General features: G+C 73.8%; 14 protein-coding genes. 5 read left to right on the forward strand and 9 right to left on the reverse strand.

What is annotated here, in order from left to right; genetic code table 11:
• The first annotated feature begins 104 nt into the window (after positions 1-104).
• Complete coding sequence (locus tag ACIRRS_RS26045) at positions 105-1,361, forward strand: hypothetical protein (RefSeq protein WP_402975329.1); 1,257 nt, start codon at positions 105-107, stop codon at positions 1,359-1,361.
• A 54-nt stretch (positions 1,362-1,415) separates the two neighbouring features.
• On the opposite strand, the gene ACIRRS_RS26050 is transcribed toward ACIRRS_RS26045, so the two are convergent.
• Positions 1,416-3,479 (reverse strand): transglycosylase domain-containing protein, encoded by a 2,064-nt coding sequence (locus ACIRRS_RS26050; RefSeq protein ID WP_402975332.1) that lies wholly within the window; start codon positions 3,477-3,479, stop codon positions 1,416-1,418.
• 184 nt (positions 3,480-3,663) lie between these two features.
• Here ACIRRS_RS26050 and ACIRRS_RS26055 point away from each other — a divergent pair, with 184 nt between their 5' ends.
• From ACIRRS_RS26055 to ACIRRS_RS26065, 3 genes are all read left to right on the forward strand, one after another.
• Positions 3,664-4,767, forward strand: a complete 1,104-nt coding sequence (locus ACIRRS_RS26055; protein ID WP_402975335.1) for a hypothetical protein — start codon at positions 3,664-3,666, stop codon at positions 4,765-4,767.
• Between the two features lie 144 nt (positions 4,768-4,911).
• The gene (locus ACIRRS_RS26060; protein ID WP_402975338.1) at positions 4,912-6,111 is read left to right on the forward strand and encodes a cytochrome P450; all 1,200 of its coding nucleotides are present in this window, start codon (positions 4,912-4,914) and stop codon (positions 6,109-6,111) included.
• Positions 6,112-6,122: 11 nt separating this feature from the next.
• Entirely contained in the window at positions 6,123-6,314 is a 192-nt protein-coding gene (locus ACIRRS_RS26065) for a ferredoxin (protein ID WP_402975341.1), read from the forward strand.
• On the opposite strand, the gene ACIRRS_RS26070 is transcribed toward ACIRRS_RS26065, so the two are convergent.
• From ACIRRS_RS26070 to ACIRRS_RS26090, 5 genes are all read right to left on the reverse strand, one after another.
• Entirely contained in the window at positions 6,298-6,714 is a 417-nt protein-coding gene (locus tag ACIRRS_RS26070; RefSeq protein WP_402975344.1) for a hypothetical protein, read from the reverse strand. The genes ACIRRS_RS26065 and ACIRRS_RS26070 overlap by 17 nt on opposite strands.
• 101 nt (positions 6,715-6,815) lie before the next feature.
• A complete protein-coding gene (locus tag ACIRRS_RS26075; RefSeq protein ID WP_402975347.1) occupies positions 6,816-7,715 on the reverse strand; it encodes a Gfo/Idh/MocA family protein in 900 nt (299 codons plus the stop codon).
• Positions 7,716-7,742: 27 nt separating this feature from the next.
• Positions 7,743-8,432 (reverse strand): O-methyltransferase, encoded by a 690-nt coding sequence (locus tag ACIRRS_RS26080; protein ID WP_402975350.1) that lies wholly within the window; start codon positions 8,430-8,432, stop codon positions 7,743-7,745.
• Positions 8,433-8,558: 126 nt separating this feature from the next.
• A complete protein-coding gene (locus ACIRRS_RS26085) occupies positions 8,559-9,212 on the reverse strand; it encodes a DedA family protein (protein ID WP_402975353.1) in 654 nt (217 codons plus the stop codon).
• 206 nt (positions 9,213-9,418) lie between these two features.
• Positions 9,419-10,225, reverse strand: coding sequence for a class I SAM-dependent methyltransferase (locus ACIRRS_RS26090; protein ID WP_402975355.1), 807 nt, complete (start codon positions 10,223-10,225; stop codon positions 9,419-9,421).
• Positions 10,226-10,424: 199 nt separating this feature from the next.
• On the opposite strand from ACIRRS_RS26090, the gene ACIRRS_RS26095 reads away from it, so the two are divergent.
• Positions 10,425-11,282 (forward strand): alpha/beta fold hydrolase, encoded by an 858-nt coding sequence (locus tag ACIRRS_RS26095; RefSeq protein ID WP_402975358.1) that lies wholly within the window; start codon positions 10,425-10,427, stop codon positions 11,280-11,282.
• A 22-nt stretch (positions 11,283-11,304) separates the two neighbouring features.
• Here the strand turns inward: ACIRRS_RS26095 and ACIRRS_RS26100 are convergent, their stop codons facing one another.
• The 3 genes from ACIRRS_RS26100 to ACIRRS_RS26110 all read right to left on the reverse strand — a co-directional run bounded on the left by ACIRRS_RS26100 (position 11,305) and on the right by ACIRRS_RS26110 (position 13,842).
• On the reverse strand, positions 11,305-11,973 hold the full coding sequence (locus tag ACIRRS_RS26100; protein WP_402975361.1) for a hypothetical protein: 669 nt from the start codon (positions 11,971-11,973) through the stop codon (positions 11,305-11,307).
• A gap of 67 nt (positions 11,974-12,040) precedes the next feature.
• The gene (locus ACIRRS_RS26105; RefSeq protein WP_402975364.1) at positions 12,041-12,880 is read right to left on the reverse strand and encodes a spermidine synthase; all 840 of its coding nucleotides are present in this window, start codon (positions 12,878-12,880) and stop codon (positions 12,041-12,043) included.
• Complete coding sequence (locus ACIRRS_RS26110; RefSeq protein WP_402975367.1) at positions 12,877-13,842, reverse strand: alpha/beta hydrolase; 966 nt, start codon at positions 13,840-13,842, stop codon at positions 12,877-12,879. The genes ACIRRS_RS26105 and ACIRRS_RS26110 overlap by 4 nt, the downstream gene beginning before the upstream one ends.
• Between the last annotated feature and the right edge of the window lie 27 nt (positions 13,843-13,869).

Raw genomic sequence — 13,869 nt, forward strand, 5'->3', positions numbered from 1 at the left:
TGTTGATCACACTCGACAGTCGCGTATACCGATGATCTTATGAACGCACTTAAGAACCCACGTCCAGCCGCCGCAGACGGGGCGGCCGGAGAGACGGAGGAACGGTGCGCCCTGTTCGCGGCTCGGTCGTCCTGCTGGCGGTGGGGGTCACGGCGACCTTCGCCCTCGCCACGGGGGACACCGGCTCGCAGGGCAGACCGGTCGCCGCCGCCACAGGAGCCACCGCCCCGGAACCCACCGCCACCGCGGCCCCGGAGCCGAGCCCCGTCCCCACCCCGACCCCCACCTGGGACGGCCAGGTCAGGATCCTCGGCGACGGCTCCACCTCCGACACCGGCCCCCAGCCCAAGCAGCCCGTGCCCGAGAAGCTCAAACCCGGCGAAAAGCCCCCGCAGTTCGTCGTCTTCTCCTGGGACGGCGCCCTGGAGGGCGACGACCACCTCTTCTCCCGCTTCCGCGAACTCGGCGTGCGGACCAACGCGCAGATGACCTTCTTCCTGACCGGCATCTACACCCTCCCCCGCTCGAAGAAGACCCTCTACCACCCCCCGCAGCACGACCCGGGCGCCGCCTCCATCGACTTCGCCACCGACGGCCACATCAAGGAGACCCTGGAGCAGCTGCGCCTCGCCTGGCTGGACGGCAACGAGATCGGCACCCACTTCAACGGCCACTTCTGCGGCGCCAAGGGCGGCAAGGACTGGAGCGTCGACGAGTGGAAGAGCGAGCTCGACCAGGCCTCCTCCTTCGTCACCCACTGGAAGACCAACACCGGCTTCACCGACCTGCCCCCGCTCCCCTTCGACTACGCCAAGGAGCTGGTCGGCGGCCGGGCGCCCTGCCTGGAGGGGCAGAAGAACCTCCTCCAGGCCGAGAAGGCCGCCCACTTCCGCTACGACGCCAGCTCCCCGGGCGAGTTCCAGGTCTGGCCGGTGAAGAAGGAGGGCGTCTGGAACTTCCCGCTCCAGATGCTCCCCTTCCCCGCCCGGTCCACCCAGGGCCTGTCCATGGACTTCAACTTCCTCGCCGGCCAGTCCGGGGACAGCACCAAGGGGGACCCGAAGCGCTACGACGCCTGGGAGAAGGAGGCCACCGCCAGCTACCTGGCCGGCTTCGAGCGCGTCTACAACGGCAGCCGCGCCCCGCTGTTCATCGGCAACCACTTCGAGACGTGGAACGGCGGCATCTACATGCAGGCGGTCGAGGACGTGATGACGAGCGTCTGCCAGCGCGAGGGCGTGCGCTGCGTCTCCTTCCGGCAGGTCGCCGACTGGCTGGACGCGCAGGACCCGAAGGTCCTCGACCAGCTGCGCCGCCTCGACCCGGGCCAGCCGGCGGACTGGGCGCGGCTCGTCAAGTAACACGGCTGGTCAAGAAACACGGCTGGTCAAGTAGCGCGCCCGGGCCACGTGGTGTCAGCGCACCGCCTTCGCGTAGTCCGTCCAGATCCGCATCGGCACCGCCGAGTCCGGCACGTCCGGCGCGGCCCCGCCGAGGCCCTCCAGGGAGAGCAGCTTCATGTCCCGCAGGTCCGCCCGGAACAGCGTCACCGCCGTCGCCGCCCGTCCGTCGTAACCGACGTACCACCCCGCCGTACGGTCCGCCGTCGTGCCGGTCTTGCCCGCCACGTCCGCCCCCGCCTCGGCCGCGGTGTGCGCGCTGCCCTCGCGCACCGCTCCCCTGAGCGCCGTGTCCACCTCGCGCGCGGCGCCCGGGTCCAGCGCCTTGACGGGGGCGGGCAGTCGCAGCGGGAGGGCGGCGCCGTTGCGGCTGACGGAGAGCACCGAGTACGGCTCCGTCCGGGTGCCGCCCGAGGCGAAGGCGGTGTACGCGCCGGCCGTCCGGATCGCGCTGGGCGTGGAGTTGCCGGTGCCGAAGGCGGGCGTCAACTCGCCCATGCTGACGGGCAGGAGGCCGAGGTCGGCGGCGGTCTGCTGCACCCGGTCGAGGCCGACGTCCATGCCGAGCTGCATCATCGGCCCGTTGACGGACTGCTCCACCGCCCCGCGCAGCGACACCGGGCCCCAGCTGCGCAGGCCCTCGTTGGCCGTCTTGACGACCTTCCCGTCCCGCCCCCAGTACGGGCCCTCGGGCGTCATGACGTTCACCCCGTTGTCGCCGTCGTACGTGGTCGTCGGCTGGACGGGCGCGCGGGGCTCGCCGCGCCTGCGCAGCACGCCCTGGGTGAGCCCGGCCGCGTACACGACCGGGGTGAAGGCCGAACCGACGGGCACCGTCGAGGTGTTGGCGTCGTTGTAGCCCTGTTTGAGGTAGTCGGCGCCGCCGTAGAGCGCCGCGATCCGCCCGTCCATCGCCACCGAGGCGGCGCCGACCTTGACCAGCTTGTCGGCCTCCCGGTGCTCCGGGTCCAGCCCCTTGGTGGCCTCGCGCACGGCGGCGGCCAGGGCCTCGACCCTCGGCTTCTCGAAGGTGGTGCGGATCTGGTGGCCGCCGAGGTCGAACTGGGCGGGGGTGATGTCGCTGTGGCTCTCCACGTACGCGCGGGCGGTGTCGACCAGGTACCCGATCTGGCCGCTCATCCCGGCCGCCTTCTGCTGCGGCTTGGGCTCGGGGAAGACGGTGTAGCGGGCGCGCTCCTCGGGCGAGAGCCGGCCGATCGTGACCATCCGGTCCAGGATCCAGGACCAGCGCTCCTCGGCCCGCTTGCGGTTCTCCGCTCCGAGCGCCGGGTCGTACTGCCCCGCGCCCTTCAACAGGGCGGCCAGGAAGGCTCCTTGGCTCGGGTCGAGCTGCGAGACGTCCTTGCCGTAGTACGCGGAGGCGGCGCGCTCGATGCCGTAGCTGCCGCGGCCGAACCAGCTGGTGTTGAGGTAGCCGGCGAGGATGTCCCCCTTGCTCATCCGGTGGTCCAGCTTGATCGCGATGACCATCTCGCTGAGCTTGCGGGAGAAGTCCTGGCGCTGGTTCAGGTAGATGTTCTTCACGTACTGCTGGGTGATGGTCGAGCCGCCCTGGGTGTCCCCGCCGGTGGCCATCTCGTAGACGGCGCGGCCCATGCCCTGGACGGATATCCCCGGGTCGGAGTAGAAGGACTCGTTCTCGGCGGCCAGCACCGCCCAGCGCACCGGCTCGGGCACCTGGTCCAGCGGCACCTCCTGGCGGTTGGTCTCGCCGACCCGGGCCATCTCGGTGCCGTCGGCCCAGAAGTAGACGTTGTTCTGCTGGGTGGCGAAGGCGTTGAGGTCGGCCGGGACGGCCGTCGTCGCGTAGAACCAGGCCAGCCAGCCGGCGAGCACCCCCGCTGCGCCGGCGGCAGCCAGGAGCAACTGGCGCCAGGACGGCAGCCAGCGGCGCAGGCCCCGCCGCCCGGCGCGCGGGTAGTCGATCCGCAGCCGCCGCCTCTTCCGCTCCCCGTCCTTCTCCTTCCCCTTCTCGTTCCCCTTCTCCTTCTCGTTCCCCTTCTCCTTCTCGTTCCCCTTCTCCTCCGCCGTGCCCTTGCTCTCCCCGCGCGCACGCACCGTCCCCGGTCTCCGATCCGTTCGTGGCCCTCGGCCGACAGTCCCCCTCGACTGATAGACGTACGAACGAGCCCCACGCGTCGCAAGCGATCCGATGTGATCATGGCCATACCGGCCCGCGAACCCTGGCACTCCGGCCGTGCCCCGGACCGCACCACCCGTGCCCGACCGCCACAATGGCCGCATGAGGATGATCCACACCCTGCTCGGCGTGCTGCTGCTCCTGCTGGTCGTCGGCAGCATCCTGCGCACCCTGGTCGTCCCGCGCGGGCTCTACTCGGCGCTGGTCTACCGCCTCTGGTCGGCGCTGCGCACGCTGCTGCGGCTGTGGGCGACGCCCTTCGGCACCTACCGGGCGCAGGACCGCGCGCTGACCTGGCTGGCGCCGCTCGTCCTCACGGGCATGCTCGCGGTGTGGCTCAGCGGCATGCTGCTCGCGTACACCCTGCTGCTGCACGGCACCTCGGAGCTGACCTGGTCGGTGGCGATCCGCGAGGCGGGCTCCAGCCTGTTCACCCTCGGGTACGCCAGCGGCGAGCGGCTGCAGCTGTCCGCGATCGACTTCATGGCCGCCGCCAGCGGCCCGCTGGTGATCGCCCTGCAGATCGCCTACCTACCGACCATCTACGCGGCCTACCAGCGCCGCGAGACCGAGGTGACCCTCCTGCAGTCCCGGGCCGGCGAGCCCGCCTGGGGCCCCGAGCTGCTGGCCCGCCAGTCCCTCGTCGACACCGAGACGGCCCTGCCCCAGCTCTACCGCGACTGGGAGCGCCTGGCCGCCGACATCGGCGAGAGCCACTCCAACTACCCGGTGCTGCTCGCCTTCCGCTCCCCGCAGGCGAACCGCAGCTGGGTGGTCGGCCTGATCGCCGTGATGGACGCCGCCGCCCTGCACCTGGCCCTGTGCCCGCGCTCGGCCCCGCCGGAGGCCCGGCTGGTGATCCGCGCGGGCTTCACCGCGATGCGCGACATCGCCCGCGCGCTGCGCATCGACTTCGACGCCGACCCGGACCCGGAGGCCCCGATCCGCCTCACCTACGCCGAGTACCTGGGCGCCGTCGCGATGGTCACCGCGGCCGGGTTCCCCCGGGAGCGGCCGGTCGAGGACGGCTGGCGGCACTTCAACGGCTGGCGCGTCAACTACGAGAGCCTCGCGTACGAGCTGGCGCGGCGCAGCGACTCCGTCCCCGCACTGTGGTCGGGCCCGCGCGACTTCCGCGCGCCGGTCATCCCGCCGGCGCGGCCGACCGACCGCCGTCCGAACGCGGAGGACCACCCTTCACGATGATCTGATCGTCCGTCAATTTTCCTCGGTCAAGCGGGCCTTGCCCGTCCTCCGGTCGTCGTTCTTCCACGAAGAATCTGGCATCATGGGACGCCACACCAGGCCCGGCCGCGCCCGACCTCCCGTCCGGCGGAAGGTGAGGAACCCGTGACACCCGCCGACGCCCCCGCGTTCCCGATCCCCCGCGGCTGCCCGTACCGGATGCCCGAGGGGTACGAACTCCTGCGCGACGCAGGCCCGTTGTCCCGCGTCACCCTGCACGACGGCCGCACCGCCTGGCTGGTCTCCGGCAGCGAGGAGGGCCGGGCCCTGCTGCTCGACGCCCGCCTCTCCGTCGACGTGTGCCACCCCGGCTTCCCCACCCTCTCCCCCCAGCTCGCCACCCAGTCCGAGAACGGTTTCAGCCCGCCGCTGAGCGGCGTCGACGACCCCGAACACGCCCGCCAGCGACGCCTGGTGATCCCCGGCTACGGCGTCCGCCGGATCGCCGCGATGCGCGCGGAGATCGAGCGCACCGCCGAGCGCCTCCTCGACGCCGTGCTCGCCGCCCCCGACCGCCGCGCCGACCTCGTCACCGACTACACCCTCCCCCTCGCCTGCGCCGCCGGCTTCGCCCTGCTCGGTGTCACCCCGGAGGACGGCCGTTACATCGCCGAGCGCACCCGCCGGGTGCTCTGCCCGGCCGACGAGGCCGAGTCCGCCGCCGCCCCGCAGAACTTCGCCGAGGTGCTGGAGCGCCTGCGCGAGGTCCTCGGCCGGGCCGACCACCCGCCCGGCCTGATCGCCGAACTCCTCGACGCCGACACGGAGATGGACGTCCACCAGCTCGCCGTGCTGTGCGCCGTCCTGCTCACCGGCGGCGACGACACCACCTCCAGCACCGTCGCCGCCGCCGTCCTCGCCCTCCTGCGCCACCCCGAGCAGCTCGCCCTCCTGCACGAGCGCCCGGACCTCCTCCCGGGCGCCGTCGACGAGCTGACCCGCTACACCTCCGTCGCCGACGTCCTCCCCCGGGTCGCCCTCGCGGACGTGGAGGTCGCCGGGCGCACCGTCCACGCGGGCGAGGGCGTGCTGATCTCCACCATGCTGATGAACCGCGACCCGTCCGCCTGGGCCGACCCGGACACGCTCGACCTGACCCGCCGCGCCGGGCGCCACGTCGCCTTCGGCTACGGCGTCCACCAGTGCGTGGGCCAGAACCTCGCCCGCGCCGTCGTCGAGACCGCCCTCGCCGCCCTCCTGCCCCGCGCCCCCGGCCTGCGCCTGGCCGTCCCCGCCGACCAGGTCCGCGCCAACCCCCCGTACGTCCTCCAGGGCAGCGTCTCCTCCCTGCCCGTCACCTGGTAGGGGCCGCCCGCATGCCCGTCGAACTCTCCCCCGACCTCTGCATCGGCGCCGCCCAGTGCACCCGCAACGCCCCCGAGGTCTTCACCCAGGACGAGGACGGCCTCGTCCGCCTCCTCCCCGGCACCACCCCCGACCCGCACGACCCCGCCGTCCGGGAGGCCGCCCTCGCCTGCCCGGTCCAGGCGATCAGACTTCCGGGTTAGGGCCTGACGGAGGGACCCCCGGGTCGAAGGGGGCGTTGCCCGGCGACAGCGGGGGCCTCGGCGGGGCCTGGACGGTCCGCGGGCGCGGCGGGTACTGACCGCCGACGGGGCGCCGGGACGGCTTGGAGAGCCCCTCGGCGCCTCCGACCATCAGCGCCACGGCGCCCGGGATCATCACCAGCGCCACGGCATTCCTCCGGTGCTCGCGCGCCGGGCCGCACCCCTCGGGCCTGTCGAGGTAGTGCACACCGCTGTCGTCCGTCAACTCCTCGATGCGGACCGGCTCGTGGGACCACACCGACCCACAGGCCCCGCCCCTCGCCTCCACCTCCGTGGAGCCCCACCAATAGCCCGACAGGAGCAGGACAGCCCCCGCCACCCCCAGCCGCAGTGCGACCATGGCTTCCCCCCATGCCTCCGGCGCGTCCCCGTAGCGCGCGCTCCTACGGGGATACCGCACGGGCCGGGGGCGTGTCACCGCCGCCGCCGAAATTCGACGGCTCAGACCTCCACGGCCGTACCCGAGGCGATCGACTTCTCCGCCGCGGCCAGGATCTCGACCACCCGAAGCCCGAACTCCGCGTCGCAGGCGTGGGGTTGGCCGCTCGCCGCCGAGGCGGTGAGGGCGTCCAGTGCCCGGTGCAGGGCGGCGACCGGGCCCTCGCCGCGTGCCGGGAGGGTGGCCACGCCGTGCTCGCCCCGCAGCTCCGTGCCGGTACCGCCGCCCGCCACCGGCGCCGTCAGGCTCAGCGCCAGCGTGCTGGACGCGCCGCCCGCGTGCCGCAGCACCAGGTGGACGGTGTCCAGCGGTCCCGGCACCGCCGTCACCCGCGTCGCGTCGCCGAGCACCGGCAGCAGCATCGACAGCGCGTGCGGCCCGACGTCCCACAGCGCGCCCTTCTCCACCCGCCACGGCGAGTCCGCGTACGGGCTGCCGCTGCCGGGGGCGAACACCGAGCCCAGCCAGTCCGAGCGCCCGGTGAACCAGCCGCCCAGCTCCGCCTGCCGCTCGATCCACGGGATCTGGTCGCCGCCGAAGCGGACGGTGAAGAACACGACGGAGGCGACGCCGTAGCGCCGTACGGCCTCCGCGACGGCCCGGGCGTCCGGCACCGTCAGCGCCACCGGCTTGTCCAGCAGCAGGTGGCAGCCGGCCTCGGCGGCCCTCACCGCGAGGCCGGGCTGCACGGACGGCGGCAGGGCGACGGAGACGGCGTCCACCTCGGCGAGCAGCGCGTCGAGGTCCGCGAAGCCGGGCACGCCGTGCGCCGCCCCCAGGGCCTCGGCGGCCTCCGGGCGGCGGCCCCAGACCCCGGCGAACTCCAGCCCCTCGTGCCCGGCCAGCACGGGTGCGTGCACCCGCTGCGCCCAGGGGCCGGTTCCCAGCAGTCCGATGCGCACGTCGTCTCCTCCTGATGGTGCGGGTTGTCAGCTCACGACTCGGGCGAGTGTGAACCCGTCGTAGCCCTTGCTGCCGACCGTCTGCACCGAGGTCGCGCTGACCCTCGGCTCGGCCGCGATGAGCGCGTGCAGCGCGCGGGTGCCGACCACCGCGGGGTCGGTGCTCCCCGCATCGGCCACCCGGCCGCCGCGCACCACGTTGTCGACGATGATCAGCGAGCCCGGCCGGGTCAGCTCCAGCGCCCGGCGGAAGTACTCGGGGTTGCTCGGCTTGTCCGCGTCGATGAACACCAGGTCGAAGGGCTCCACGCCCTCCTCCACCAGCGCGGCCAGCGAGTCGGCGGCGCGGCCGACCCGGACCTCCACCACCTTCTCCAGCCCGGCGCGCACCAGGTTGCCCCGGGCGACCTCGGCGTGCTTCGGGTCCAGTTCCAGGGTGAGCAGTTCCCCGTCATCGGGCAGCGCCCGGGCCAGCCAGATCGCGCTGTACCCGGCGAGCGTGCCGACCTCCAGGACGCGCCGCGCCCCCTGCGTCAGCGCCAGCAGGTGCAGCAGCTTGCCCTGGTTGGGCGCGACCGCGATCGGCGGTAGCCCGGCCGCGTCGGCGTCGGCGGTCGCCGCGTCCAACACCGGGTCGTGGCCGACCAGTTGCTCGGAGAAGTACGCGTCCACCGCGTTCCAGACGGTCTGCGGGGACTTCTCCGGCGGGTGCGTCATCGGGCCCTCCAGTGGTCAAGATCGGCGAGCGTACCCGCCGATGCTACCCGGGCCCGATGACCACGTTCCGTCACCGCCGTACGGTCGCTTCCGTACGGTCACGTCCGTGACGTCAGCTCCGTACGGTCACTCGGCGGCGGCGGTCGCCTTCGCCGCGGCTTCCTCGGCCTCGATCTTCGCGTGCGTCTTCGCCGCCCGGCGCTTCATGATCCACGCCGAGGCGACGCCGATCACGACGGCCGCGGCCAGGCCAGCCCAGGAGAAGCGCGACAGCCACGGCTCGATGCTCTTGCCCACCTTGTAGACCAGCAGCGTCGTGCCGCCGGCCCAGACGATGCCGCCCAGCACGTTGGCGATCAGGAACTTCCAGTACGGCATCTTCAGCGCACCGGCGAGCGGCCCCGCGAAGATGCGCAGCAGCGCGATGAACCGGCCGAAGAAGACCGCCCACATGCCCCACTTCTGGAACGACCGCTCGGCCGTGGCCAGGTGCGAGGGCCCGAAGTGCTTGGGGAACTTCCTCCCCAGCTTCTCGAACAGCGGCTTCCCGCCCTTGCGGCCGATCGAGTAGCCGATCGAGTCGCCGATGATGGCACCCGCGATCGCGACGCCCGCGACGCCCCACGGGCTCACCACGCCCTTGACCGCCATCAGCGACGCCGTGACCAGCGCGATCTCGCCGGGCAGCGGGATGCCCAACGACTCGATCCCGATGATCAGCCCGACCAGGGCGTACACCGCAGTTGGTGGAACGCTCTCGATCCAGGTGTCGATGTGCAAGGCAGGTCCCTCCGTGGCAGGACGGGACCGTCGAACGGCGCGCAGCGGCGCCGTCGCGGTCCCGACGGTTGTTCTCCGATGACGGCACCCAGGCCGCTCCCCCGACAGGCAGCCTAACGCGCCGGGCAGGCCCGTCCCCCTGGCCGATCACCCGTGGTTTTCGACGTGCGGTGCGAGGCCATGGTTCCAGGCGGGGGCGGGTTTCTTCAAGATTCGGCAAAACGCAGTGCGACCACGGACGGCCTCTGCTTGACCCGGCGCGCCAGCGGCAGCAGGGCGCGCACCGCGCCGCGCCCGCCCTCCGGGTACACCTCGCGCACCCCGGTGACGGCCGGGTCCGCGGTGGCGAGCTTGCCGCGCTCGTCCGCGTCCATGCCGAAGGGCATCGGCGGCGCCTCGTAGTACCGGTCCCGCAGCTTGCCCTCGCTCGCCCGCGCGCTGAACCAGCGCGGCACGGCGTCCAGCACCATCGCCCCGCCCGGGAAGCGCCGCGCGCAGGCGGCGATCAGCTCGCGCACCTCGGTCGGCCGCAGGTACATCAGCAGGCCCTGCGCGCTGATCAGCACACCCCGGCCGGGGTCGACCTCGTCCATCCACCGGTGGTCGGTCGCCGAGCAGGCGAGCACCCGGTGGCGCCCGTCCGGCGGCAGCAGCCGCTCCCGCAGCTCAGCCGTCTCCGGCAGGTCCACCGAGAGCCAGCGCGCCCGGCCGTTGTCCACCCGCCACGCCTGCGTCTCCAGCCCGTCGCCGAGGCCGACCACCGTCCCGCCCGGGTGGCGGCGCAGGAAGTCCGCGACCTCGCGGTCGAAGCAGGCGGCGCGCAGGGCCTGGAGCTGGCTCACCCAGGCGGTGCTCCCGAACCGCTCCTCGAAGGGGAAGTCGATCCGCCCGACCAGTTCCACGGCCTTCGGGTCACGCAGCACCCCGTCCCCGCGCCGCGCCTCCACCACCCGGTGCCACAGCGTCCACAACGCCGTCTCCTCGACCCGCCCCAACGCCTCGCCGCCACCCATCACCCTCACTCCTCCCGTCACCAGCGCCCCGACCCCGCCGATTCTCACACCCGCTGCTCCGCCCCTCCGCCTCCCGCGCCGACATCGCGCACGCCCGGGACGTCGGCCCGGCCGACTTCCCGCGTCGGGCGCGGCGATGAGTTCGGGCGGCGGTTCGAGTCTGCCCTTGTATGACCTACGACATTTCTGCGGTGATCCGATGAGCACCGTCACCCTGAGCACCGTCAACCTCGACGGGATCGCGCTCGGCGTCGAGTCCTTCGGCGACGCCCGCGCCCCGCTCGTGCTGCTCGTGGGCGGGACGACGATGCTCTCCTGGCCCGACGCGCTCTGCGAACGCCTCGCCGCCGGCGGGCGCCGCGTGGTGCGGTACGACCTGCGGGACAGCGGGGCGTCGACCACCGTGGACCCGGAGGCGCCCGGCTACACCCTGCGCGACCTCGCCGCCGACGCTGCGGCGCTCGTCGGGGCGCTCGGTGGGGGCCCCGCGCACCTGGCGGGGATCGGGGTCGGCGGGATGGTCGCCCAGGTGGCCGCGCTCGACCACCCGGGCTCGTTCTCCGCGCTCACCCTGGTCGGCACCCGGCCGGTCGCCCCGGGCCCGCCCGACGACGACCTCCCGGGGCACGACCAGGCCACGATGGGCCGCCTGTTCGCCCGCCCGATGCCCGACTGGGCCGACCTGGAGGCCGTCGCGGAGTTCGCCGCCGCCGGTGCGCAGGCCCTCGGCGACGACCCCGCCGCCGCGCGCGCCCTGGCGGCGCGCATCTGGGACCGTACGCCCGGGACCGCGCCGTCCGTGCAGTCGGCCAACCAGCTGCGGACGGTGTTCTCCCGCCTCGACTGCACGCCCCGCTGGCGCGAGCGCCTGCCGGAGATCGCGCTCCCCACCCTCGTCGTCCACGGCCGGCACGACCGGTTCTTCCCCCTCGGCAACGGCGAGGCCATCGCGCGCGAGATCCCCGGCGCCCGGCTGCTCGTGCTCGAGGAGGGGGCCACCGCGATCCCCGGGGCGGCGGTCGGCGAGGTCGCGGAGGCGATGCTCGCGCTCGGCTAGGGCGTTCGTACGGTTCGGCTGTTCACGGCCGAGGGGTGCTGTCCCACCTCCACTCCGTGCGGCGCTCCCGGCCGGGCAGGTCGCCCCGGCCCGTCGCCCACAGGAGGGTGTCCCAGGGGGCGGTGTCGGTCGGGGCGTCGGGGAAGAGCCGGGCGAGGACCCGGGCGCTCAGGGAGGCGGGGGCCGTCCAGTCGAGACCGAGGCCGCACGCCAGGTCCTCGGCGTGGACGAGGAGTTCCACCAGGCCCATCGCCGCGGAGCCCGCGGCGTCCGTCGTGCCGAAGCCGTGGAACGCGCGGGCGGCGGGGGACGCCGTGCGCACCATCGCCACGTGCAGCGCGCCGCAGGCCTCGAGTACCTGGACCAGGCCCTCCGGGCCGGCCTGCGGGTCGGCGAAGATCACACTGGCGGGGCTGCCGGGGGCGGTCCGGCGGAGGAGGAACGGGAGGTCGGCGGTGGCGGGGGGCGTTTGTGGGCCCAGCTGGGCCGCGTAGGCGAAGAGGTCGTCGGCCAGGTGCTCGGCCGTCTCCCAGCAGGTCCAGTGGAGGGCGCCGGCGGGGCGGCTCCAGTCGGCGGCCAGGGCTGCCGGCAGGCGCAGCAGCGAGGCGACCAGGTGGACGCCCTCCGCGAGGTCGTCGGCGGTGAGCGCCGTAGTGGTGGAGGGGGCGGTGGGATGTTCGTGATCGGGCATGCGGAGAGAGTAGAAGCCGCTCGTCCGGGCAACCACCGGTTTCCGGCCCGCCGCAGGCCGCCGGGGGTCAGCCGATCGAGAAGGCGCCCGACGGCGGGGGCGGCGAGTCGGTGGCCGTGGCGTCCGTGACGGGCGGGGTGGCGCCGATGAGCGCGGCGAGGGCCGGGCCGTCCGTCAGGCGGGCCGGGAAGACGTCGGCGGCGAGGAGGCGGGCCAGGTCCGCCGCGGGCAGGGGCGCGGTGGAGCCCGCGAGGAGGATGTTGCCGTAGCGGCGGCCACGCAGGACGGGTGCCTCGGCGACGAGCAGGAGGTGGGGGAAGACCGCCGCCACCGTCGCCGCCTGCGCCTTGGCGAAGGCGAGCGGCGGCCCGTCCGCGAGGTTGGCCGCGTAACAGCCGCCCTCGCGCAGGGCGGCGGCCGCCAGCCGTACGAACTCCACCGAGGTGAGGTGCGCCGGGGTACGGGAGCCGTGGAAGACGTCGGCGACGATCAGGTCCTGCGAGCCGGCCGGCGCCTCGGCGAGCAGGGCCCGCGCGTCGCCGACGGCCGTGGTGACGGAGGCGGGCCAGGGCAGGTGTTCGGCGACGAGGGCGAGCAGCGGCCCGTCCACCTCGACGACGTGCTGGCTCGAGCCGGGCCGGGTGGCGGCGAGGTAGCGGGGCAGGGTGAGGGCGCCGCCGCCGAGGTGGAGGGCGTCGAGGGGCCGGCCGGCGGGGGCGAGGACGTCGGCGAGGTGGCCCAGGCGCCGGGTGTACTCGAACTCGAGGTGCGTCGGCTCGGCGAGGTCGACGTACGACTGGGGCGTGCCGTCGAGCGTCAGCAGCCAGGCGCTCTCGCGGTCGACGTCGGGCATGAGCTTGGCGTACCCGAGGTCGGTCTGCCGCCCCACCGGTACGGCCTCGCTCACGCCTCCACCGGCCGCACGTCCAGGTACGCGGCGAGCCAGTGGTCGAGCTCGGCGAACACCGCGGTGCGCGCGGCCTCCGGGGAGAGGACCAGGTCGTGCATGCCGCCTTCGATCCGCACGATGGTGACGTGCCGGCCCAGCCGCGGGCCCTCCGCCGCGATGTCGTCGGCGCGCAGCACGGCGTCCGCGTGGTGCAGGGCGTTGGTCCACCTGGTGGTGGAGATGGAGCGGGTGGAGGCCATGAGCAGCACGGGCACGTCGATGCCGAGGCCGCGCCGCAGCCGCCGGTGGCCCTGGTGGATGGCGGAGAGCCAGCCCGCGTAGAGGGGGAAGCTCTCGGGCCGCTTGAGGGTGAGGTCGAAGTCCCACTCGCCCTGGTGGTCCTTGTGCAGGCTGTGGGTGTAGTGCGGGTTGAGCGCGGAGGGCAGCACCCGGGTGGGGGCGAGGCGGCCGAGGGCGGTGACGACGGGGCCGCCGGCGGTGCGGACGGCGGGCCCGGCGGGCATGGAGAGGAAGGGGCTGTTGAGGAACAGCCCGTCGATCAGCCCGCGCCCGGCGCGGCGCCCGGCCCACAGGGCGCCGATGAGGCCGCCGGTGGAGTGGCCGTTGAGGAGGAGCTGGCGGTGGCCGTCGACCTCGCGGATGATCCGCACGGCCTCGTCGATCTCCTCGTCGTACTCGGCGAGGTCGCGCACGAAGTTGGGCGACTGGTGCGTGCGCAGCGAGCGGCCGTACTTGCGCAGGTCGAGGGCGTAGAAGGAGAACCCGAGCGCGGTGTAGTGGTCGGCCAGGTTGGTCTGGAAGAAGTAGTCGTTGTAGCCGTGGACGTACAGCACGGCCCGCTCGGAGCCGGGGACGGTCCGGCGCACGAGGGTGGCGCAGACCGGGCCCTCCTCGTCGGGCCGCAGGGTCAGTTCGGCCGCCTCGTAGGGGGCACCGAGGATGTCTTCCCGAAACTCCATCTGCTCCGCCGCACCCGTTCTGTCTCT

The organism is Kitasatospora sp. NPDC101183 (genome assembly GCF_044767945.1).
Classification (GTDB): Bacteria; Actinomycetota; Actinomycetes; order Streptomycetales; family Streptomycetaceae; genus Kitasatospora.